Here is an 18,700-nt window from a genome sequence, read left to right as displayed (position 1 = left end):
CGCAACCATGAACTCATCGAAGAAAAAACGCATAGCAGTCGTCACGGGCGGCGCCAGCGGGCTCGGTCTCGCGGCCGTGAGAAAGCTGCTTGAGCGCGGCGCTTCGGTTGCGATCTGGGACTGCAGCGAGGCCGCGCTCGAGGCCACGAAAAGCACCTTCGCATGTGACGGTGCGGTGCTGACCTGCGCGGTCGACGTGGCCGACCCGGCGTCCATCACGGCCGCGGCCGAACGCACGCGAGCGCAACTCGGAGATGCCGACCTGCTGGTTGCCGCAGCCGCCGTGCCCGGCCCAGTGTTGCCCTTTGCCGAGTGGTCCATCGAGGATTTTCGGCGCGTCATCGACGTCAATCTGATCGGCGTGCACCTCACCTGCCAGGCGCTCGTACCGGCCATGATGCGCGCCGGATGGGGCCGCGTGGTCCTCGTCTCATCCGTCGCGGGCAAGGAGGGCAACGTGCTCCAGAGCGGCTATGTGGCCTCCAAATCCGGCGTCATCGGTTATGTGAAATGCCTGGGCAAGGAACTGGCGACCTCGGGTGTTCTGGTCAACGGCATTGCGCCCACGGTGTTCGATACGCCGATGCTGCGACAGATCAGCGATGCGGGTCCCGAGATGATCGCCGCCATGAAGAGCAAGGTGCCGATGGCGCGGCTTGGGCAGCCCGACGAGTTCGGTGAAATGGCTGCCTGGCTGTGCTCCGATGCGTGCTCGTTCACCACCGGCATGACCTTCGATCTCTCCGGCGGGCGCAGCACCTACTGAGACATGCGTGCCGCGGCGGATCCCGCCAGGTGCGTCAGGCCGCGATCGCATCGGCCAAGGCGAGCGTCTGGCGCGCGATGTCGGCGTGCAGCAGCTCGACCATGCGTCCTTTCACCTTAATCACGCCTTTGCCTAGGTTCTCTGGTAGCGAGAACGCATCGATGACTTCGCGCGCATCGGCGATCTCGGACTCCGTTGGCGAATAGGCATCGTGGCAGGCATCGATCTGACCCGGATGGATGAGCGTGCGGCCGTCGAATCCCATGTGGCGGCCCTGCAAGCAGGTGGACTCGAAGCCAGTGGTGTCCTTCACGTCGTTGTGCACGCCATCGAGTATGCAAAGTCCGCTCGCGCGTGCGGCCAGCAGCGCGGTCGTGAGTATGGGCATGAGGTTCTCGCGGCCCGGCGTGTGGCGTGCGCGCAGGTCCTTGACGAGATCGTTTGTGCCGAGAACCCAGGTGGACATCCGCGAGCCCTTCTGCAGCGCGAGCTGCCCGATGGCCTGCACATTGAGGATGGACCGCGGTGTTTCGATCATGCACCAGAGCTCGGTGGACCTCGGCACGCCGTGCATGCTCAGCATGAGTTCAGCGGTCTTCACATCCTGCTCTGTGTTGATCTTAGGAAAGAGAACGCCCGTCATTCCCGCGCGGGCGATGGCACGCACGTCTTCCTCACACCAGGGCGTGCCCAGCCCGTTGACGCGCACGACGACCGACCGCGCCTGAATGGCAGCTTCCGACAGCGCGCACACGACATGGTGGCGAGCTTCGGCTTTGGCATCTGGCGCGACGGCGTCCTCCAGGTCGAAGATCAGCACATCGGCGTTTGAACGCGCGGCCTTGAGCAATACAGTGGGATTGGCGCCGGGCGTATAGAGTGCACTGCGGCGGACTGTGGTTGGATTCATGAAACGGATTGTCCCGGGCCACGGAGTGGATTGCACGCGCGCGATCCAACCATCATGGACGTGATGTGCCTGCGTGCTCCAAGCCCGCGCGAAGCTGATCGGCGAAACGCCGCATGGCAGGAAACCATCAAAATTGGCGCGAATGAGCCGCAAGGGCCAGCGAAGGGCTGTCGCCATGAAACAGCGCCACGCCCGCAGAAGCGAGGACTCCCCGGTACTCGGCTCGTGGTCCGCAATACTTTGAAACGTGGCATCACATCCGTAATGTTCTTCATGACGCGTGCAAGGCCTCTTGTCGCAGGGGCACAGTTGCGCCTGTAATTGCCCGAGCGCTGCAGACCGCATGCCGCAACTGCACGAACAAGACGAAGATGACAGGAGACAAGACATGCTCAATCGCCGGCGCCTTCTCGCCGCTGCCGCCGTTGTGGCATGGCCCCCGATCCTGAAGGCCGAACAGCCAGCAGGCGAATGGCCTAGCCGGGCGGTGAAAGTCAGCCTGGGATTTCCCGCGGGGCAGGGCAGTGACGTGCTCGCACGGATTTACGCGGCCGAATTGCAAAAGGCATTTGGCCAGGCCTTTATCGTGGACAACCGCCCGGGCGCAGGCGCCACGCTTGCCGCGCGCGAGGTGGCCCGGTCGGCACCGGACGGCTACAGCCTGCTGTTCACTTCGAGCGGTCCGCTCACCGTGGCGCCGCATCTCTACGCCAACCTGGGCTTCAATCCGATGAAGGATCTTGAACCGGTTTCGCTGGTGGGCCGTTCACCATTGATCCTTCTGGTGCGTCCCGACTCTGTCATCAAGACGGTACCAGATCTGGTCGCTGCTGCGCGCAAGAACGAACTCAACTGCGGCTCGGGTGGCAATGGCGTCACCAACCATCTGGCTCTGGAGATGTTCAAGCTCGTCTCCGGCGCCAAGTTCGTGCACGTACCGTACAAGGGAGCGGCACCCGCCCTGACCGACCTCATCGGCGGGCAGATCGACACCATGTTCGAGACCACATCTGCCGCGCTGGCCCACGTACGCGCAGGCCGCTTGCGAGCCCTGGCAGTGAGTTCACCCACGCGCTATTCCGAGTTGACCGATGTGCCGACCGTGGCCGAGTACTACCCTGGCTTTGATGCCACGACGTGGGCGGCATTCGCGGTCCCGCACGGCACGCCCCAGGGCATTGCGGAAAAGCTCGCGACCCAGCTTGCGAAGCTACAGAACGATCCTTCCATCCGCGAGAAGATGACCCAGGTAGGCGTCGAGGCCGTGTCCGACTCGACGCCCGCCAAGGCCAAGGCCTACGTCGTCGCGGAACACGAGAAGTGGGGCCATATCATCCGGCGCGCAAACATCAAGCTCGACTGAATTGAAGGTTCCGGAACACATGGCTTGCAAGGGACGAGGTCAATCTGCGCGAGACCGTGCGTGCCGATCCGAGGCACGCTGCCTGATTCAACGTTCGCCGGAGAAGAGACCTTCTGTCGAATGACCCTCCAAATTTCACACAAGGAAACTGACATGCCCAGCGCTGAGTTCGATGCATTGATCGATTCCTTTAGAGCGCTACAGTCAAGTGGCGAACGTTCTGTCGATGACGCCCGCGCGGGTTGGGAGTCGCTGGCTGCACGCTTCCCGCCGGCCGACGATCTCACCTTTACCCCGGCGGTGGCCGATGGCATACCTGTCGAGTGGGTCGAGGCACCTGGGGCTGATCCGCAAAGGGTCGTGATCTACCTGCACGGCGGTGGGTACGTGATGGGCTCGGTGCCCAGCTACCGGGCGCTGGCCGGCCGTATCTCGCGTGCCGCTGCCGCGCGGGTGCTGCTGGTGGATTACCGGCTCGCGCCTGAGCACAGGTTCCCGGCGGCAGTCGATGATGCCGTCATAGCCTGTCGTTGGCTGGCCCGCCGCGAGGGCGGACTTGCACGCGTGGTGATCGGGGGAGACTCGGCGGGAGGGGGACTTTCGCTGGCGACAATGCTGGCATTGCGCGAAGCGGGTCATGCGTTGCCGGCCGCGGCTGTCTGCATCTCGCCTTCGACCGATTTGGCGAAGACCGGCGAATCCATACGCGCGCGCGCGCACCTCGATCCTCTGGTTAGTGTGCCGAGCACATTCGCGCATGCGCGCCGCTACCTTGGCGACGACGGGGACCCTACGCACCCCCTGGCTTCGCCACTCTACGCGTCGCTGCAAGGGTTTCCGCCGCTTCTCGTGATGGTGGGCACCCACGAGATCCTGCACGACGACTCGACACGCCTCGCCGAAAAGGCGAAGGCAGCGGGCGTCGACGTGACGCTGGAGATCGCCCAGGACATGGTGCACATCTGGCCGTTTTTTGCGGCCATCCTGCCGGAGGGGCAGCAAGCCATCGAACGCATCGGGGAGTTCGTGCGCGCGCATGCCTGAGAGCATCCGCTGATTGGCATGAGCTCCTACCGACACGGTTGGGTCGTGCCGTACCTCATGCTGGCGAGCGTCCGCTTCGGAAGGAGTCCAATGTCTCTAGTGGGCCCGAAGTCGGCCGTTTGGCTCGCTCCGACTTCCACTCGACCATCGGCGCGCCGGTGAAAGGGATTCGAGAAGTTTCTGGGTCAGGATTTGCGGTTTTTCGTACGGATGAAGCGAGCGGCAAGGCTGCATAAGGTCGGTACTGTCGTAAGACAAGTGATAGCAGTCCAGAGGCTGATGAAGGTGCGCACATTGTTGCGACCAGGATTAGCGGCAAACGCCTGCATCGCGACGGTGTCGTGCAGTGCCCCGAGCCCACGCGCTGCCGCATAGTCATAGGCTGCGGACCCCAGATACGCAAACGCAACTAGTAACGGCACGACCGCCCCTACCGGCATCCAGGCTCCTCGCACCTTGGATCGATCAAGAGCAACTGAAAAGACGACTACTACCCCACCAACCAAGAATAATGCGCTACCCATAAAGTCACGTGACAACGGCAGCAGCCAGCGCCACACATACGGAAGGGGCAACAACAGCCACTCGGATCGCGGCGCGATACCAGGCCCGGTGAACGCATTCGTTCTCGAGGACTGAAAGGCGGAGAAGATCAGGGCGCAAAGGGTTGCAATGGCTGCCAAAAGCAGCAACTTGATCTGAAGAGATCGTGTTCGCGGTCGATGCTGTGGTGAGACAAAAAGTCCGCGGACCGTAAAAATGGCGAGTGACAAGCTGGCCATCGCGGCAAGCCAGGCGCTGGCGCCGTGCAGGCTGATGAAGCCAAGGGGCGTCAACATCTCTAGATGCCCATAGACAAAGCCCGCTGCGCCATATGCCATCAAGATCGGTACAGCAAACGCAAATGCCAACCCCGTTAAAAGTCGGCGATCGTCTTCTCTATAGCTTTCGAAATAGCCCATAGCGTGGTCCACTGGTTCATCTGAAATTAAAAACCTTCGGAAATTTTCCGAGAAGGCACAAGATTATGTTGATTTCAGACAATGTTCGCCACGTCAGCTAAGGCAGTAGCTGGGGGAAAGAATCTTGGCACTTCGGGTGTGCGGCCAACGTCGATGACCCGACCGTACCCCGTTGTGTTGATTTCCAACCAGGAGTGATTCCGTTTTCCATGGCGCCTAGACCCGTGCGTTACTCGAATCTTCTGAGAGGGGCTAGCTGCAGAGAAGTCTTGTTGGGTCAGCGTTCGATGGAAATGTGGAGTAGGCGAGCTCGGAAATCCACAGATGGAGCGCACGAGGGTCGATCCCCTGGTCTTATGGGCCTGGGGCCCAGGCGCTGTTCGCTCTACGCCGAGCATCACGCACGCGCAGTTCATCGAGTGTCTTGAGATCTAGGCCAAGGCCGGGATGCCTTGCCCGGGCGGTGGTGTAAAGGCGTCGTCGTCACATCATTGATGTCGCACGGCCCCGGCAGCGGTAGGCACTGGTCGGGTGGCTGCATCGTTTACATCGCGAAACTGAACCAGCAGTTTCTGAAAGGCGCTCGAATCGCGCAAAAGCTTCGAGCCGAGCCCGCGCAATCGGTCCACCGCTTCGCTGGGCAGGACGAAACTGGTGGGCAGGTCCATGAAATAGCGGCGCTCTGCCGAGTCCGCGATCGCATCGAAACTCACATCGATTGCGTCGAAGGTGATCTTTTGGACCGAAGCTTCGGCTTCGGCCTGCGACATGCCTGAGAGGCGTAGCTGCGCGAGTGTGAGGCTGCGGCGGTTGGCCCAGCGTTGCGCGATGTCCTTGAGAAGCTCCACTGATTCGTACGAGAAATGATCGATCGGCACGCTCGATGACTGGAGCAACTGCGATACGAATCCCGGCGGCGTGCTACTGCGATCCCAGTTGGTACTGGGCGCTGACCGCGAATTAACAGCGATCACGACAACATGACGTAGCTGCGCGAAATCGAGCTCCTGCTGAAACTTTGGGCTCGCTTCCATTTCCTCGAATGCCTCAAGCATGCCGCGCAGACCGAGGTTGTCTGAGACACCGCCGTCGACCACGTGAATGAATGGGCGGTTCTTGCTGTCTTCGAGGTCGCGGATTTCACGGTAGCGCAACAGTGCGCGGCCAGCGGGCCGTTCCGGGTTGTCCGCGTTGGCCACATCCTGGACCCATGTCGGCATCGTGGCGCCGCAGGTGCCGCCGTAGTTCCGGTAGGTCACTGGCGACAGCACCACCGGGACGGCAGAGGAGGTGGCCGCCGCCCGCGCCAGCCGCACGGTGCCGAGGTCGGAGCACAGCAGATCGAAGTTGTCTTGCGAAAATTCGAATCGCGCGCCCGTTGACAGATCGGTGCCCGTCACCAGCGCCACCGGCGTCTTCTGTCGCAGCAGATCCGCAAAGGTGGCACCGCCGAACAGGATTTCGTCATAGTAGTCGGCCGCCAATTCCGAGCGACCGTAGGCAGCACTGCCCAGCCGGGCCCAGTTTCGCGGACTGAGCACGCGCGAGATCAGTTCTCCCTGAACGTCACGCTTCAGAAAGCGTGGCTCGAACTCGGTGAAGAGTCGCTCGCCGTACAGCGCGTAGGCCAATGCGGTGAAGCTGCCGCCAGAAACTCCCGCGACCAGGTCCACTTCGTCGAGGAAGCGCTGGATCTGCCCCTCCACAACGACGGGTGTCCGCCGCAACTCTTCGAGCACACCATAGGACAGCGCGGCCGCCCGCGTGCCGCCGCCGGAGAACGCGAGCAGCACCAGCGCCTTCGGGTTGTTGCCGGGTCGGGGCCGATTCAGCAGCGAGACGATGTGATAGCCCTGATCCTCTTTCGCGCGGGTGATCGGAGGGTTGACCGGTGCTATGGCCGTGCACGCCACGAGCGCGATCGCACCGACCGAGATGGCGATCGCACGGGCAGCCAGTAGACAGGAGGCGAGTGGGCCCGCAACGGTCATGCGAGCTTCCTCCACACCAGCGCCGCGATCACCGCCGGCAGCGCGAAGATACCCAGGAAGATCGGAAGCTCTTCCGCCACTGAATAGGCGCTCTGGTGCACACCCAGCCGCATGTTGAACCCGGCGCAAACGAGCCAGAGCGCAATGAAGGCCTTGACCCCCATCACCATGCCAGCCGGCCCGTTGCCGAATGCTCGACGGAGCAGCAAGCAGCTCACTAGCAGCGCGAAGCTGCCCTCCATCACATAGGCTGTATGCATTGAAATTCTCCCTGGCGATGTGTGAGTCCTCGGGCTAGCCGGCCTGCCCGATGTCCAGGCGGGTGATTTAGCCATTCGCGTTCAAGTGGAACTTGAAGAAGGTCGTGAAGTTGCCCCAGGTATCGCTGTGAAAGTGGCCGGTGATTCCTGTGCCGTCGTCGTCCACGCGGTCGATGCTCGTGAAACGTTCCTTGCCGATTTCCATGGAGAACGCTTGAAAGTCGCGCGGGCTGCCATCGTCGTAGAGCGCGGCGCCGACTGCGAAGTGAGAGAGCCAGCCCGGCAGCTCCTTGGCCTGCCATGCCTCGAAGGCTGACTTCACGTTGGATTGGGTGAGGCGGCTCGTGTCAATCGATGGAGTCATGATGATTTCCTTTGTGCACTTCGGTTCGAGAACACCTTCAGGTTCTTTGTGATGTCCTTGCTCGCGTAGGGCGGAAATACGTCGAGCAATAGGTCAGGGTCGCCGATCAGCATGGCTTTGGTGTTCGATAGCATCGACCTCGGCCTTGCCGTAGTGCTCAGAGTAGCCCACGCCGCTGAAGGGGAGCGCATCGATCCAGAAGTGCTGGTTCGTCTGGTTGATGCCGCCGAAGGACACGTTGTCCAGGATCTAGTCGACGCTCGCCCAACTCTTGCTGAAGATATGTATGCGGCCAGCGCTCGACTGCGTCCAGCATGTCCCTGAAGTCGTTGCAGAGCAGCACGGGGGGCGCCGCTCCGAATGCCTCCAGCCGCGAGGCTTGATCGCCCCAGGTCGGGAGAGGATGCAGATAGAGCACGGTGGGTTCGACAAAGCGCTTCACCACGGCTACGGTCCACGTGGTGTTGATCACAGCAATGGTGGCATCAATCTCGTTGACAAGCACGTGAGAAACTCCTGAGCTTACGCAACATCGGGCAAGAGACAAGCCGTCATGGGCTGGATAGATCAGCCAGAAAATTCACCCAATCGTGTATCGAAACCTTGCCTTTTGCGATTCCCGTTTGCCTTGCCACTAGAACGAGGGATGAAGCGCTTCCGTCGCCGCAGAGGGATGGCGCCGATGTTGGCCTCATCTCTGTCCCATCTGAGGCCGATCGATGAACTCCGGCGCGAACCACGCCGTCCTGCCGAAGGCCGCCGCTCCGGAGCAGACGAGCTGATCTTCGATCTAGAGGATGCAGTCCGTAAGCAAGCCGTCCGACCGTGAGGCCGTGGCTTGCGCGCTGGCCGACCTCGCGGTGATCGCTCGGACAGGGGGCGCGTCAACGCCATCGGCTCGCCGTGGTGCGAGGACGATGTGCGTGCCGTGGCCGCGCTGCAGCCTGCCGGCATCCTGTTTCCAAGATCAACACGCCGGCCGATGTGCGGCAGGGCCTAGGCGTACCGAGAAACATCGGGCTTTGGTGCATAGCGCGAAACGCCGGAAGCCATCCTCGAAATGCAGGCGATACGGTAACTCGCACTGGCGCACGATGCGCGCATGTTCACTTGGGGGTTGGGCACTAACGCACTCGTGAAGGAATCGTGCGCACGCCATACGCCGATGCGCGAGGGCCTGGTGCCGATTCTCGCCATCGCACGATGGCCGCACGCACCAACGGACTGTGCGTGCTCGACGGGGTACACAACGAAATCCAGGACACGGCGGGCTTTGCGGTCACCGGCGAGCAGGAACGGCAGATGGGCTTCGACGGTCGCGCACTGATGCGCCCTTCGCAGATCGAGGCGCGGTTGAGCGCCTTCCAGATCAGAGCCGCACGGTGACGCACTTCACGTGCGTGTAGTGGTGCAGCGCTTCGAGCCCCTTCTCACGCCCATAGCCGCTCATCTTGTAGCCGCCCAGCGGCGTTTCCACACCGCCGGCCATGTACTCGTTGACGTAGATCTGCCCGGCGTCCAACTGCGCGGCCACGCGATGCGCACGCGCCAGGTCGCACGTCCAGATGCCGGCGGCGAGCCCGTACTCGGTGTCGTTGGCGATAGTAATGGCCTGCGCCTCGTCGTCGAAGGGAATCACGCAGGCCACCGGGCCGAAGATCTCCTCGCGTGCGATACGCATGCTGTTGTCCACGCCTGAGTAGAGCGTGGGGGAAACGAACCAGCCGCCCGCCAACGCGGGGTCGTCGGGCAACTGGCCGCCGACCTCGGCCACTGCGCCCTCGGCCCGCGCGATAGCGTAGTAGGCCTGCACCTTCTCGTACTGCGCGCGCGTGGTCATGGGGCCGACGGTGCTGTCCGCCGCTCCGATGCGGTAGCTTGCCATTGCTTCGCGCATCGCGGCGACGAAGGCGTCATGGATCGACCGTTCGACCAGGATGCGGGTGCCTGACAGACAGACTTGACCCGCGTGCGTCAAGAAGCCTTTGAGCACGCCGGGTGCAGCCAGCGCGAGATCGGCATCGGCGAACACGATGTCTGGTGACTTGCCTCCTAGTTCCAGCGTGAGCGGCAGCACGCGATCGGCGGCGATGCGGCCGATCTGCTGGCCTGCGCGCAGCGAACCGGTGAAGGCGATCTTGCGCACCTTGGGGTGGCGCACCAGCGCCTCTCCGGCTTCGGCGCCGATGCCAGTGACGACGTTGAACACGCCTGCGGGCACGCCGCAGCCGATGAGCAGCCGCGCCAGTGCGAGCACAGAACCGGAGGTCGACTCTGACGGCTTCACGACCACGGTATTGCCCGCCGCCAGCGCCGGCGCGCAGGCGCGGCCGGCCTGGTTCAGCGGCGCGTTCCACGGAAGGATGGCGCCCACCACGCCATAGGGCTCTCGCAGCGTGTACGAGTGGTAGCCCGCGCCCAAGCCGATGGTCTCGCCTTGCAGCGCGGTGGCTAGCCCGCCGTACAACTCGAAGTACTGCGCAACGCCTTCGATCTCGCCCAGCGCCTGCGGGGTGGACTTTCCGGTCTCTCGCGATTCGATGGTGGCCAACTCGCGCGCCTGCGCGCGGATGGCCAGCGCGGTCTGTGTGAGCAACCGTCCGCGCGCCAGCGGGCGCATGTCGCGCCAGGCCGCGAAGGCACGCTGTGCGGCGGCCACGGCCAGTGCCATGTCCTCTGCATTGCCCAGCGCCACTCGGCTGATGGTTTGCCCGGTGCGCGGATCGAAGCCCTCGGTGTAGTGGCCCTCGGCCGGCGCGCGCTCAGCGCCGTCGATGAAATGGTCAAGCGTATACAGCGTCATGGCGAAGCTCGGTGGAAGTCGGGGATGAGGAGCAGCGCGCGTCCTCGAGGATCATGTCGGCGGCCTTCTCGGCGATCATGATGGTGGGCGCGTTGGTGTTGCCGCTCACGATGGTGGGCATGACCGACGCATCGACCACGCGCAACCCGGGCACGCCGTGCACGCGCAGCCGCGCGTCGACCACCGCTTGCGGCCCTGTGCCCATGGCGCAAGTGCCCACCGGGTGGTAGAGCGTCTGGCTATTGCGGCGCACGAAGTCCATGATCTCCTCATCGCTTTCCACCTGGACGCCCGGGAGATCTTCGCGCACGACCAGGTCAGCCAGCGGCGGGGCCGCGGCGATGCGGCGGATCCAGCGCAGCGTGGCGATCATCACGCGCTCGTCGTCAGCGTCGGCCAGGTAGTTGGCCTGAATCAGCGGCGGCGCATGCGGGTCGGCCGAGCGCAGCGTGATCTGGCCGCGCGAACGCGGGCGCAGCATGGCGCTGGCGAATTGCACGCCCGGAAAGGGGTGCATACGCAACTGGTTCTTCGAGTCGAAGGCGAAGCTCAGCGGCCTGAAGCTGAGCTGGATGTCGGGGACTTCGATCTGTGGGGCGCTGCGCACGAAGGCCACTGCATGCGAAGCGCCCACGGCCAGCGGCCCGCGCCGGTGCAGCAGGTAGCCGGCGCCATGCGCGAATTTGCGCCAGCCCGACAGCGCGGCGTTCATGGAGGCACCTTCGCGCACCTCGAAGCCCGCGTTCATCGCGAGGTGATCCTGCAGGTTGGCGCCGACGCCGGGCAGCGCACGAAGCACCGCAATGCCGTGGGCCTGCAATTGCTCGGGTGCACCGAGGCCCGACAGCATGAGCAACTGCGGCGAGCCGATAGCGCCGGCGCAGACCAGAACCTCCTTGCGTGCCCGCGCGAACCGGCGCGTGCCGTTCTGGACGAACTCGACGCCCGTGGTGCGTCCGTTCTCGATGCGCACCCGCTCCACTGCCGCGTCGCCCACGATCTGCAGGTTCGGCCGGTCGCGCGCCGGCGCCAGGTAGGCCCGCGCGGTGGACGAGCGCAGCCCGTCGCCGATGGTGTGCTGCAGGTAGCCGACACCTTCCTGCGTGGCGCCCGCGATGTCGGCATTGCGCGCCAGGCCCGCGGCCACGCCGGCCTGCACGAAGGCGTCGGTGGTCGAATGCTGCTCGTGGGGGAAAGAAACGCGCAGCGGGCCGCCATGCCCGCGCCAGGTGTTATCGCCGCTGTCGCTGGTCTCTGTGCGCTGGAAGTAGGGCACCACGTCCGGCCATGACCAGCCCGCGTTGCCCAGGTCGCGCCACTGGTCGTAGTCGCTCGCGAAGCCGCGCACGTACACCATGCCATTGATGGCGCTGGAGCCGCCCATGACCTTGCCGCGCGGCCAGTACAGGCGGCGCCCGGCTAGGTTGAGTTCGGGCTCGGTAAAGAATTTCCAGTTGACCCGTTCGTCGAAGAACACATTGCCCACGCCGGCGGGCGTGCGCACCCAGAAGGGCTCGGCGTCGGGGCCGGCCTCCAGCAGCAGCACGCTCGCGCCGCGTTCGGTGCTAAGGCGGTTGGCCAGTACGCAGCCGGCAGAGCCGCCGCCCACGATGACGTAGTCGTGGGCGAGTGAAGAAGTCGATGCATCCATGGTGTGCCGCCAATCAGGTCAGATGGCGAGGTAGCGGCTGGCCACCTCGGGGTTGTCGCGGAACTGCTGCAGGCTGCCAGTGAAGACGATGCTGCCGTGGTCGATGACCGCCACGCTGGACGCGATGTCCATGCAGAAGCGCATGTTCTGCTCGGCCACCAGCAGCGTCATGCCGTGCGCGCGCAGTTGAAGGATCAGCGCCTGGATCTGGTCCATGATCACGGGTGCCAGGCCCTCGCTGGGCTCGTCGAGCAGCAGCAACTCGGGGTTGCCCGCCAGCGCGCGGGCGATGGCCAGCATCTGCTGCTGGCCGCCCGAGAGCAGACCGGCGGACTTCTCGCGCGCGTCAGCCAGCAGCGGGAACAGGTCGTACAGGCGATCCAGCGGCCATTCCTCCTGCCCGTTCGGTCCGCGCTTCATTCCAAGACGCAGATTGCCCTCCACCGTCTGCAGCTTGAAGATCTGGCGGTCTTCAGGCACGTAGCCCAGGCCGAGGTTGGCGATCTGGTCGGGCCGCAGGCGGCTCACGTCCTGGCCCATGGCCTGCACAGTGCCGCGTCGCGGCGCCGCGATGCGCATGATGGATTTCATGGTCGTGCTCTTGCCCGCGCCGTTGCGACCGAGTAACGCGACCGACTCGCCACGCGCCACCGCAAGGCCCAGGCTAAAGAGGATCTGGCTGCGGCCGTAGAAGGTGTCCAGGCCCTTTGCGTCGAGCAACAGTGCGGCGGATGGGGCGGGCGTCGTCGTCATGCGGCTTCCTTCGCGTAGCTGCCCAGGTAGGCGCGGATCACGCCGGGGTCGGCGCGCACGGCTTGCGGCGTGCCGCGCGCGAGGATCGCACCGTAGGACAGCACGGTCACGTCCTCGGCAACTGAGAACACGATGTCCATGTCATGCTCGATGAAGAGCACCGTCAGCCCGGTGGCCTGCCACAGGCGGCGCACCGTCTCGACCATGTGCCAGCGCTCCTCCGGGCCCATGCCGGCGGTGGGTTCGTCCAGCAGCAGCACGCGCGGGTGCGCGCACAGCGCGATGCCGATGTCCACCATCTTCTGGTCGCCGTGGCTCAGTTGTTCCACCGGCGTGTGGGCCACCGCGTCGAGCCCGAGCAGAGCGATCACCTCATCAGCGCGCTGGCGACCTTGCTGGCGCGGAAAACCGGACAGCAGGCCCGCCACACCGAGGCGCTCTGGCACGGCCGCGGCGCAAAAGCTCTGCCACGGCGTGAAGCTCGGGAACAGGCTGGCGACCTGGAAGGCGCGCGCCAGCCCGCGTCGCGCTACCTGGCGCGGCGGCAGGCCGTGCAGCGGCGCGCCGTCGAGCAGGATCTCGCCACGGTCGGGGTGCAGCGTGCCGCAGATCAGATTGAACAGTGTGGTCTTGCCCGCACCGTTCGGGCCGATGACGGCGGACAGGCTGCCGGTGGCAAATTCCAGCGATACGTCCTGGATCACGTGATTGCCACCGAAGGACTTGGAGACGTGGCGCAGGCTCAGCATGGGCGGGCCTCCGCAGCCGGATCGGCCGTCACCGCAGCGGCGCTGGTGTTGACCGCGTTGCCCGTGTTGGCCGTGCGGCGCGCCGGCCGGGCCTTGCGCGCCTGCCACCATTCGTTCAACCAGTCCACCGGCCCCTTGCGCACCACCAGCACGATCGCCAGGATCAGCGCGCCCAACACCAGGCTGGTATTGCCCGTGTAGCGCGTGGTGCCGTCCACCAACAGGCGCAGCAGCAGCGCGCCGGCCAGCGGTCCATAGAACACGCGCGAGCCGCCCAGCAGGATGGCGAAGATGGCGTCGCCCGAGGTCGACCAGAAGGCCATGGTCGGGTAGGCGCCCGACACCAGCAGCGTGGCCAGCACGCCGGCCACAGCCGCGAACAGGCCGGCGAGGATGAAGGCCGCCAGCTTGGTCGCGTAGACGTTCACGCCCAGGTAGGCGCTGCGCGGCTCGTTGTCGCGCACCATGCGCAGCGTGGCGCCGAAGGACGAACTCACCAGCGCGTACATGGCGAAGGCCGACGCGCAGAACACGGCGGCGATGAATTCGTAGCGAGGCAGGCCGGCCGACAGGTTGGTGCCGAACAACGTGGCTTGGCGCACCATGCCGGTCAGGCCCTGGTCGCCGCCGGTCACCGGTGCCCAGATCTCGATCATGTTGTAGAGCAGCATGGCCATGGCCAGCGTGATGAACGAGAAGTAGGTCTCGTGCAGACGCACGCACACGGCACCGATCACGCAGGCCAGCAGCGTGGACGCGCCGACCGCGCCCAGCATGGCCGGCACCACGCCCCACCCGGCGCCGAGCAGCAGGCAGAAGCCATAGGCGCTGAATGCGAAGAACATCGCATGGCCGAAGGACACCAGGCCGGTGTAGCCCACCAGCAGGTTCAGCGACATGGCGAAGAGGCCATACACAAGCACGAAGGAGATGCGGTCCAGCGTGCCCCCGGCCTGCGTGAACCAGGGCAGGGCCAGCAGGAGCAGCGGCGCGAAGTGCAGCAAGGGCAGCAGGCGCGCAAGCCCGGGCGGCGTGTCGTTGTTCATGAATCGCTTCCGGTCAGTGGGTGCGGCCGACGCGTGAGAACAGGCCCTGTGGGCGCAGCACCAGCACGGCCACCATGAAGAGGAACATCAGGCCTTCGGTGAATAGCGGAAAACCGATGGAGCCGAAGGAGCGCGTGAAGCCCAGCAGCAGTGCCGCCACCAGCGCGCCGGGGATAGAACCCATGCCGCCGATGACCACCACGACGAAGGATTCGAGCAGGATCGACAGGCCCGTGCCCGGCAAGATGGCGCGCATGGGCGCGGCCAGCGCGCCGGCAACGCCCGCCAAGCCGCAGCCCAGCGCCAGCACGGCGCTGGCATAGCGGTTCACGTTCTTTCCCAGCGCCGATGCCATGGAAGGCAACTCGGCCACGGCGCGCATGGTCATACCAAAGCGCGTGCGCGTGATGAGCCACCAGATGGCCAGCCCGAAGGCTGCAGACAGCGCCATCAGCACGAGATAGAACACCGGTACCACGCCGCCTTGGAAATGCACGGGCGGCAAGCGCATGGACGCCGGCACGCCGAGCGAGACCGCGGCCGGGCCCCAAATCAGCTTGGCGGCGTCGTCGATGATGAGCACCAGCGCGAAACAGGCCACCAGCTGCATCATCACGTCGGTGCCCTTGAGCGGGCGCACGACGAAGCGCTCGAAGACCGCGCCGCAGGCCGCGGCGAACAGTGCCGCCGCTGCGACGGCCAGCAGGTAGCTTCCCGTGTTGGCATAGACCGTGTAGGCCATGTAGGCGCCCAGCATGTAGAAGGCGCCGTGCGCGAAGTTGGCGATGCCCAGAACGCCGAAGACCAGCGTAAGGCCGGAGGCGGTGAGGAACATCAGGAGGCCGATCACCAGTCCGCTGGTGCTCTGTGTGACCAGGCAGGGGGCGGACGAGAGGCATTGGGCCAGGGCGTCGAAGTCCATGGGATTGATCCTGAAACGGTTGACGGCGCGCTCAGACGTAGCCCTGCTTTTTCTTCCAGGCCGCTTCCTCTTCCAGGATCACCGTCCAGTCCGTCGCCACCCAGTCCTTGACGTAGGGTTCCGCGCCGATGGCCGTGCCATAGGCCATGGGGTAGTTGATGAGGGTGTTGTCCTCGGCGCGCAGCGTGACCCTGCCGGCCAGGCCGAACGGCACCTGCGCGCTGCTGCCACGGATCGCAGCCGCCACCTTTGCCGGATCGGTATCGCCCTTGGTGGCGCGCAGCCCGTCGACGATGAATTGCGCGGCCGCGCCGGTCTGCCAAGCCCAGTTGTGCGGCTTGGCGCCACCGCTCTGCTTGAGGTAATCGTCATACCACTTGCGGTTGGCCGGCGTGTCCGGGTAGCCGCGGTTGTAGCGGTTCTGCACGATCACGTTCGGTGGCGCCTGCTTGACGGTGTCGACCACGCCGTAGTCGGAGTACAACGGCAGCACGGCCAGTTTGTCTTTGAACAGACCGTAGAGGTTGCCCTGCTCGACCAGCGAGATCAGGTCGCCGCCGAAGCACAGCGAATAGATCGCCTGCGGGTTGGACGAGAGCAGGCGTGTCACCACGTCGGTGAAGTCGGGCGCGCCGAACTTGGGCCAAGCCTGGCTCACCACGTCCATCTTGCCGCCGAAGTGGCGAAAGTAGTCAACGAACTGCTGTGTCGTCTCACGGCCGAAGGCATAGTCGGGCGAACATGTGGCCCAGCGCGTGATGCCGCGCTCCTTGGCCATGCGAGAGACGATGGCGCCGCCCGCGATGGCGTCGTGGATGCCCTGGCGCGCCACGCGAAACACCAACGGGTTGAACTTCTTCGGGTCGGCCGTGAGCGACGAGGCCTCAGAGTTGAGTTGGAAGCAGGCGGCCTTGGTGTCGCGCAGACCCTCGTTGATGGCGGCGGCCGCCGACGACGACTCGGCGCTCATGATGAGCGTGCAGCCATCGGAACTGATGAGGCTGCGCACGTTCTTGACCGCCTCTTCTGGCAGGTTGCGCGAGTCGCGCACGATCAGTTCGAGCTTGCGGCCCTCAATGCCGCCGGTGGCATTGACCTGATCGAACAACAGCCTCGCGGCCGCCACCTGGCCCAACCCCGCATAGGCGAAGCGGCCGGTGGTGACGGCGCTCATGCCGATCTTGATGGGGCCAGATTGCGCGCGCAGCAGCATGGGCGCACTGAGCAGGGCCGCCGAGACGGCGGCGGTGCGAAATAGTTCGCGGCGCGTGGACGAAACCGGGCCGTATGCCGATGGGCAATGCATGTCTATGTCTCCTGATCTTGTGACGCATCCATGAACGGATGCATGCGTACGCGCCATGGCGGTTCAGTGCCGGGCTGCGCCGTGCTTCTTGAGCAGTTCGATGTTCCGGGCGGCGCGGCGGGCTGTAAAGCGTGCGGAAGCAATCAGCACATACGTGATGCAAACATTGAGCTCATCACATACGTGCTATCTGTGCCTGATCGGCGCAACGCCATTGCGAGGAGGTCACCCAAGAAGGTCAGGCGGGCGACCCAGGGGGCAGGGGCTACCGATTCGACGACCCCTTGGCGTCCCCGCGAAACCAACAGCCAACTCCAGGCTCAGTGAAAAGCCCTCTCCAACGAAAAGCGACATCTGAAGCGCTGACGCCCTCGGGCGGGGAAGTCGCACGCAGCACGAGCGCGCGTCATCGAACCGACACCAATCCGTCATCTCGCGCAGTCACCATCCGGCACTCTGCTCGCGATGCTCCGTACCTCGCGGCCCGGATCCCCGACTTCGGCGTATGCACATTCCCCGCACCTCATTCCTCGCTCCAGCATGCTCGCAACGGGTTCACAGCTCGCGGCGGGGCTGATGGCCGTGGCAGCGCTTCTTGGCGGCGTGTCCGCCGCTCGGGCAGATGCGACGCAGCCGGCGAAGAAAACCGCGCAGGCCGGCGCAGCCGATGCCGCGGCGCCGATGCGCTTTGACATCCCGCGCCTGCCGTTGGCTGCTGCCTTGAGCCGCTTCCATGCAGTGACCGGCCTGTCCCTGCTGTACGAGGACGCCACGCTGGAGGGGCGCTCGTCCCGCGCCCTGCACGGCGAGCACACACCCGAGGCCGCGCTGCGCGAATTGCTCGCGGACAGCGCCATCGTGGCGCACTACACCTCCAGGTCGGCCTTCATGCTGATGCGCCCCGAGGTGCCGGCCTCCGCTGACGCCTCTGGCTTCATCGCAGAAGCCGAAGGAGCCTCCGCAGGGGCGGCACGCGCCGCGCGCCGGGGCTACTACGCCCAGCTGCAGGCGCGCGTGACCGCGGCCTTGTGCGCCGAGGCCGTCACCGTGCCCGGCAGCTATCGCCTGGCGCTCAATCTCTGGATCGATGCCCAGGCGTCGACGGTCGAGCGCGTGGCGCTGCATTCCACGGGCAACGAACGGCGTGACGCACGCATCGCCGCCCGTCTCACCGGTCTCTCGCTCGAATCGGCGCCGCCCGACGGCGTGGTGCAGCCGATCACGCTGCTGATCCTGCCGCGCCAACCGGCGCAGACCGGCGACTGCCGCTTTGCCTCGGGCGAGGTCGTGCGGCCATGACCGCTTCGCCTTCGGGCCTGCTGAACTTCCTGGTCGAGCGCTACGATGTGCTGCGCCGCAAGCTCACGCACCGCCTGGGCTCGGTCGAGCTGGCCGAGGACGTGCTGCACGACACCTACGTCAAGCTCTCGATGCGCGCGCCCGCGGGCCCGGTGCACAGCCCGCAGAGCTTCCTGCTGCGCACGGCGGTCAACATCGCCATCGACCGCATCCGCGCCGACCGGCTCGAGCTGTCGGGCGAGGAGATAGACGAGCTGCTGATGACCGACGAGAAGGCCGTGGATCCCGCGGTCGAAGTACAGGCGCGTGTCGATCTGGAAGCCGTGGCGCGTGCCATGGAGCAGCTGCCGCCACTGCGCCGGCAACTGCTGTTCGCCTCGCGCGTCGAAGGCATCCCGCAGAAGGAGCTGGCCAAGCGCTACGCGATCTCGCTGCGCCGCGTCGAGCGCGAGATTCACCTGGCGCACGAGTTCTGCGCCGAACAGATGCGGGGCCCGCGCAAGAAATGAAT

19 protein-coding genes are annotated in these 18,700 nt (G+C 65.1%); 6 read left to right on the top strand and 13 right to left on the bottom strand.

Translation table 11 applies throughout. The features are described 5' to 3' along the window. Positions 1–7 precede the first annotated feature (7 nt). Positions 8–766: an SDR family NAD(P)-dependent oxidoreductase gene (locus RZE79_RS33805; RefSeq protein ID WP_319361800.1), complete on the top strand. Its 759-nt coding sequence runs from the start codon at positions 8–10 to the stop codon at positions 764–766. Positions 767–800: 34 nt separating this feature from the next. Here the strand turns inward: RZE79_RS33805 and RZE79_RS33800 are convergent, their stop codons facing one another. Beyond that, positions 801–1,676, bottom strand: a complete 876-nt coding sequence (locus RZE79_RS33800; protein ID WP_319361799.1) for a CoA ester lyase — start codon at positions 1,674–1,676, stop codon at positions 801–803. A 343-nt stretch (positions 1,677–2,019) separates the two neighbouring features. Between RZE79_RS33800 and RZE79_RS33795 the strand changes: the two genes are divergently transcribed. Together RZE79_RS33795 and RZE79_RS33790 are read left to right on the top strand one after the other, a co-directional pair. Then, entirely contained in the window at positions 2,020–3,039 is a 1,020-nt protein-coding gene (locus RZE79_RS33795) for a tripartite tricarboxylate transporter substrate binding protein (protein ID WP_319361798.1), read from the top strand. Positions 3,040–3,192: 153 nt separating this feature from the next. Further along, positions 3,193–4,083: an alpha/beta hydrolase gene (locus RZE79_RS33790; RefSeq protein ID WP_319361797.1), complete on the top strand. Its 891-nt coding sequence runs from the start codon at positions 3,193–3,195 to the stop codon at positions 4,081–4,083. Positions 4,084–4,268: 185 nt separating this feature from the next. On the opposite strand, the gene RZE79_RS33785 is transcribed toward RZE79_RS33790, so the two are convergent. The 5 genes from RZE79_RS33785 to RZE79_RS33765 all read right to left on the bottom strand — a co-directional run bounded on the left by RZE79_RS33785 (position 4,269) and on the right by RZE79_RS33765 (position 8,165). After that, the gene (locus RZE79_RS33785) at positions 4,269–5,045 is read right to left on the bottom strand and encodes a hypothetical protein (protein WP_319361796.1); all 777 of its coding nucleotides are present in this window, start codon (positions 5,043–5,045) and stop codon (positions 4,269–4,271) included. 488 nt (positions 5,046–5,533) lie between these two features. Then, the gene (locus RZE79_RS33780; RefSeq protein WP_319361795.1) at positions 5,534–7,036 is read right to left on the bottom strand and encodes a patatin-like phospholipase family protein; all 1,503 of its coding nucleotides are present in this window, start codon (positions 7,034–7,036) and stop codon (positions 5,534–5,536) included. After that, entirely contained in the window at positions 7,033–7,296 is a 264-nt protein-coding gene (locus RZE79_RS33775; RefSeq protein WP_319361794.1) for a hypothetical protein, read from the bottom strand. Before RZE79_RS33775 ends, RZE79_RS33780 begins: the two co-directional genes overlap by 4 nt. A 67-nt stretch (positions 7,297–7,363) precedes the next feature. Further along, positions 7,364–7,660, bottom strand: coding sequence for a hypothetical protein (locus RZE79_RS33770; protein WP_319361793.1), 297 nt, complete (start codon positions 7,658–7,660; stop codon positions 7,364–7,366). A 157-nt stretch (positions 7,661–7,817) separates the two neighbouring features. Continuing rightward, a complete protein-coding gene (locus tag RZE79_RS33765; RefSeq protein ID WP_319361792.1) occupies positions 7,818–8,165 on the bottom strand; it encodes a hypothetical protein in 348 nt (115 codons plus the stop codon). Positions 8,166–8,863: 698 nt separating this feature from the next. Here RZE79_RS33765 and RZE79_RS33760 point away from each other — a divergent pair. Next, positions 8,864–9,046 carry a hypothetical protein gene (locus tag RZE79_RS33760; RefSeq protein WP_319361791.1) on the top strand — a complete coding sequence of 61 codons (183 nt, stop codon included), beginning with the start codon at positions 8,864–8,866 and terminating at the stop codon, positions 9,044–9,046. Here RZE79_RS33760 and RZE79_RS33755 read toward each other — a convergent pair. The 7 genes from RZE79_RS33755 to RZE79_RS33725 are packed head-to-tail and all read right to left on the bottom strand — an operon-like array spanning position 9,030 to position 16,890. Further along, on the bottom strand, positions 9,030–10,463 hold the full coding sequence (locus RZE79_RS33755; RefSeq protein WP_319361790.1) for an aldehyde dehydrogenase family protein: 1,434 nt from the start codon (positions 10,461–10,463) through the stop codon (positions 9,030–9,032). The two genes, RZE79_RS33760 and RZE79_RS33755, sit on opposite strands and share 17 nt — an antisense overlap. Next, positions 10,444–12,114 (bottom strand): choline dehydrogenase, encoded by a 1,671-nt coding sequence (locus RZE79_RS33750; protein ID WP_319361789.1) that lies wholly within the window; start codon positions 12,112–12,114, stop codon positions 10,444–10,446. The genes RZE79_RS33755 and RZE79_RS33750 overlap by 20 nt, the downstream gene beginning before the upstream one ends. 18 nt (positions 12,115–12,132) lie before the next feature. Beyond that, entirely contained in the window at positions 12,133–12,867 is a 735-nt protein-coding gene (locus tag RZE79_RS33745; RefSeq protein ID WP_319361788.1) for an ABC transporter ATP-binding protein, read from the bottom strand. Continuing rightward, on the bottom strand, positions 12,864–13,616 hold the full coding sequence (locus tag RZE79_RS33740) for an ABC transporter ATP-binding protein (protein WP_319361787.1): 753 nt from the start codon (positions 13,614–13,616) through the stop codon (positions 12,864–12,866). Before RZE79_RS33740 ends, RZE79_RS33745 begins: the two co-directional genes overlap by 4 nt. Next, positions 13,610–14,662, bottom strand: coding sequence for a branched-chain amino acid ABC transporter permease (locus tag RZE79_RS33735; RefSeq protein WP_319361786.1), 1,053 nt, complete (start codon positions 14,660–14,662; stop codon positions 13,610–13,612). Before RZE79_RS33735 ends, RZE79_RS33740 begins: the two co-directional genes overlap by 7 nt. 13 nt (positions 14,663–14,675) lie before the next feature. Further along, entirely contained in the window at positions 14,676–15,584 is a 909-nt protein-coding gene (locus RZE79_RS33730) for a branched-chain amino acid ABC transporter permease (RefSeq protein ID WP_319361785.1), read from the bottom strand. Positions 15,585–15,615: 31 nt separating this feature from the next. Continuing rightward, positions 15,616–16,890, bottom strand: a complete 1,275-nt coding sequence (locus tag RZE79_RS33725; RefSeq protein WP_319361784.1) for an ABC transporter substrate-binding protein — start codon at positions 16,888–16,890, stop codon at positions 15,616–15,618. 540 nt (positions 16,891–17,430) lie between these two features. Here RZE79_RS33725 and RZE79_RS33720 point away from each other — a divergent pair. After that, entirely contained in the window at positions 17,431–18,189 is a 759-nt protein-coding gene (locus RZE79_RS33720; protein ID WP_319361783.1) for an STN domain-containing protein, read from the top strand. Beyond that, on the top strand, positions 18,186–18,698 hold the full coding sequence (locus RZE79_RS33715; protein ID WP_319361782.1) for an RNA polymerase sigma factor: 513 nt from the start codon (positions 18,186–18,188) through the stop codon (positions 18,696–18,698). Before RZE79_RS33720 ends, RZE79_RS33715 begins: the two co-directional genes overlap by 4 nt. The last annotated feature ends 2 nt before the right edge of the window (positions 18,699–18,700 follow it).

The sequence above is a fragment of the Variovorax sp. EBFNA2 genome (genome assembly GCF_033802765.1).
GTDB classification, from domain to species: Bacteria; Pseudomonadota; Gammaproteobacteria; order Burkholderiales; family Burkholderiaceae_C; genus Variovorax; species Variovorax paradoxus_H.
This window is presented reverse-complemented; position numbering and strand designations above follow the sequence as displayed.

Coding starts and splice junctions, on each gene's coding strand:
- RZE79_RS33770 (WP_319361793.1), bottom strand. CDS start 7,660: ATGACTCCATCGATTGACACGAGCCGCCTCACCCAATCCAACGTGAAG.
- RZE79_RS33740 (WP_319361787.1), bottom strand. CDS start 13,616: ATGCTGAGCCTGCGCCACGTCTCCAAGTCCTTCGGTGGCAATCACGTG.
- RZE79_RS33790 (WP_319361797.1), top strand. CDS start 3,193: ATGCCCAGCGCTGAGTTCGATGCATTGATCGATTCCTTTAGAGCGCTA.
- RZE79_RS33750 (WP_319361789.1), bottom strand. CDS start 12,114: ATGGATGCATCGACTTCTTCACTCGCCCACGACTACGTCATCGTGGGC.
- RZE79_RS33780 (WP_319361795.1), bottom strand. CDS start 7,036: ATGACCGTTGCGGGCCCACTCGCCTCCTGTCTACTGGCTGCCCGTGCG.
- RZE79_RS33800 (WP_319361799.1), bottom strand. CDS start 1,676: ATGAATCCAACCACAGTCCGCCGCAGTGCACTCTATACGCCCGGCGCC.
- RZE79_RS33715 (WP_319361782.1), top strand. CDS start 18,186: ATGACCGCTTCGCCTTCGGGCCTGCTGAACTTCCTGGTCGAGCGCTAC.
- RZE79_RS33735 (WP_319361786.1), bottom strand. CDS start 14,662: ATGAACAACGACACGCCGCCCGGGCTTGCGCGCCTGCTGCCCTTGCTG.
- RZE79_RS33785 (WP_319361796.1), bottom strand. CDS start 5,045: ATGGGCTATTTCGAAAGCTATAGAGAAGACGATCGCCGACTTTTAACG.
- RZE79_RS33805 (WP_319361800.1), top strand. CDS start 8: ATGAACTCATCGAAGAAAAAACGCATAGCAGTCGTCACGGGCGGCGCC.
- RZE79_RS33755 (WP_319361790.1), bottom strand. CDS start 10,463: ATGACGCTGTATACGCTTGACCATTTCATCGACGGCGCTGAGCGCGCG.
- RZE79_RS33795 (WP_319361798.1), top strand. CDS start 2,020: ATGCCGCAACTGCACGAACAAGACGAAGATGACAGGAGACAAGACATG.
- RZE79_RS33760 (WP_319361791.1), top strand. CDS start 8,864: ATGGCCGCACGCACCAACGGACTGTGCGTGCTCGACGGGGTACACAAC.
- RZE79_RS33730 (WP_319361785.1), bottom strand. CDS start 15,584: ATGGACTTCGACGCCCTGGCCCAATGCCTCTCGTCCGCCCCCTGCCTG.
- RZE79_RS33775 (WP_319361794.1), bottom strand. CDS start 7,296: ATGCATACAGCCTATGTGATGGAGGGCAGCTTCGCGCTGCTAGTGAGC.
- RZE79_RS33725 (WP_319361784.1), bottom strand. CDS start 16,890: ATGCATTGCCCATCGGCATACGGCCCGGTTTCGTCCACGCGCCGCGAA.
- RZE79_RS33745 (WP_319361788.1), bottom strand. CDS start 12,867: ATGACGACGACGCCCGCCCCATCCGCCGCACTGTTGCTCGACGCAAAG.
- RZE79_RS33720 (WP_319361783.1), top strand. CDS start 17,431: ATGCTCGCAACGGGTTCACAGCTCGCGGCGGGGCTGATGGCCGTGGCA.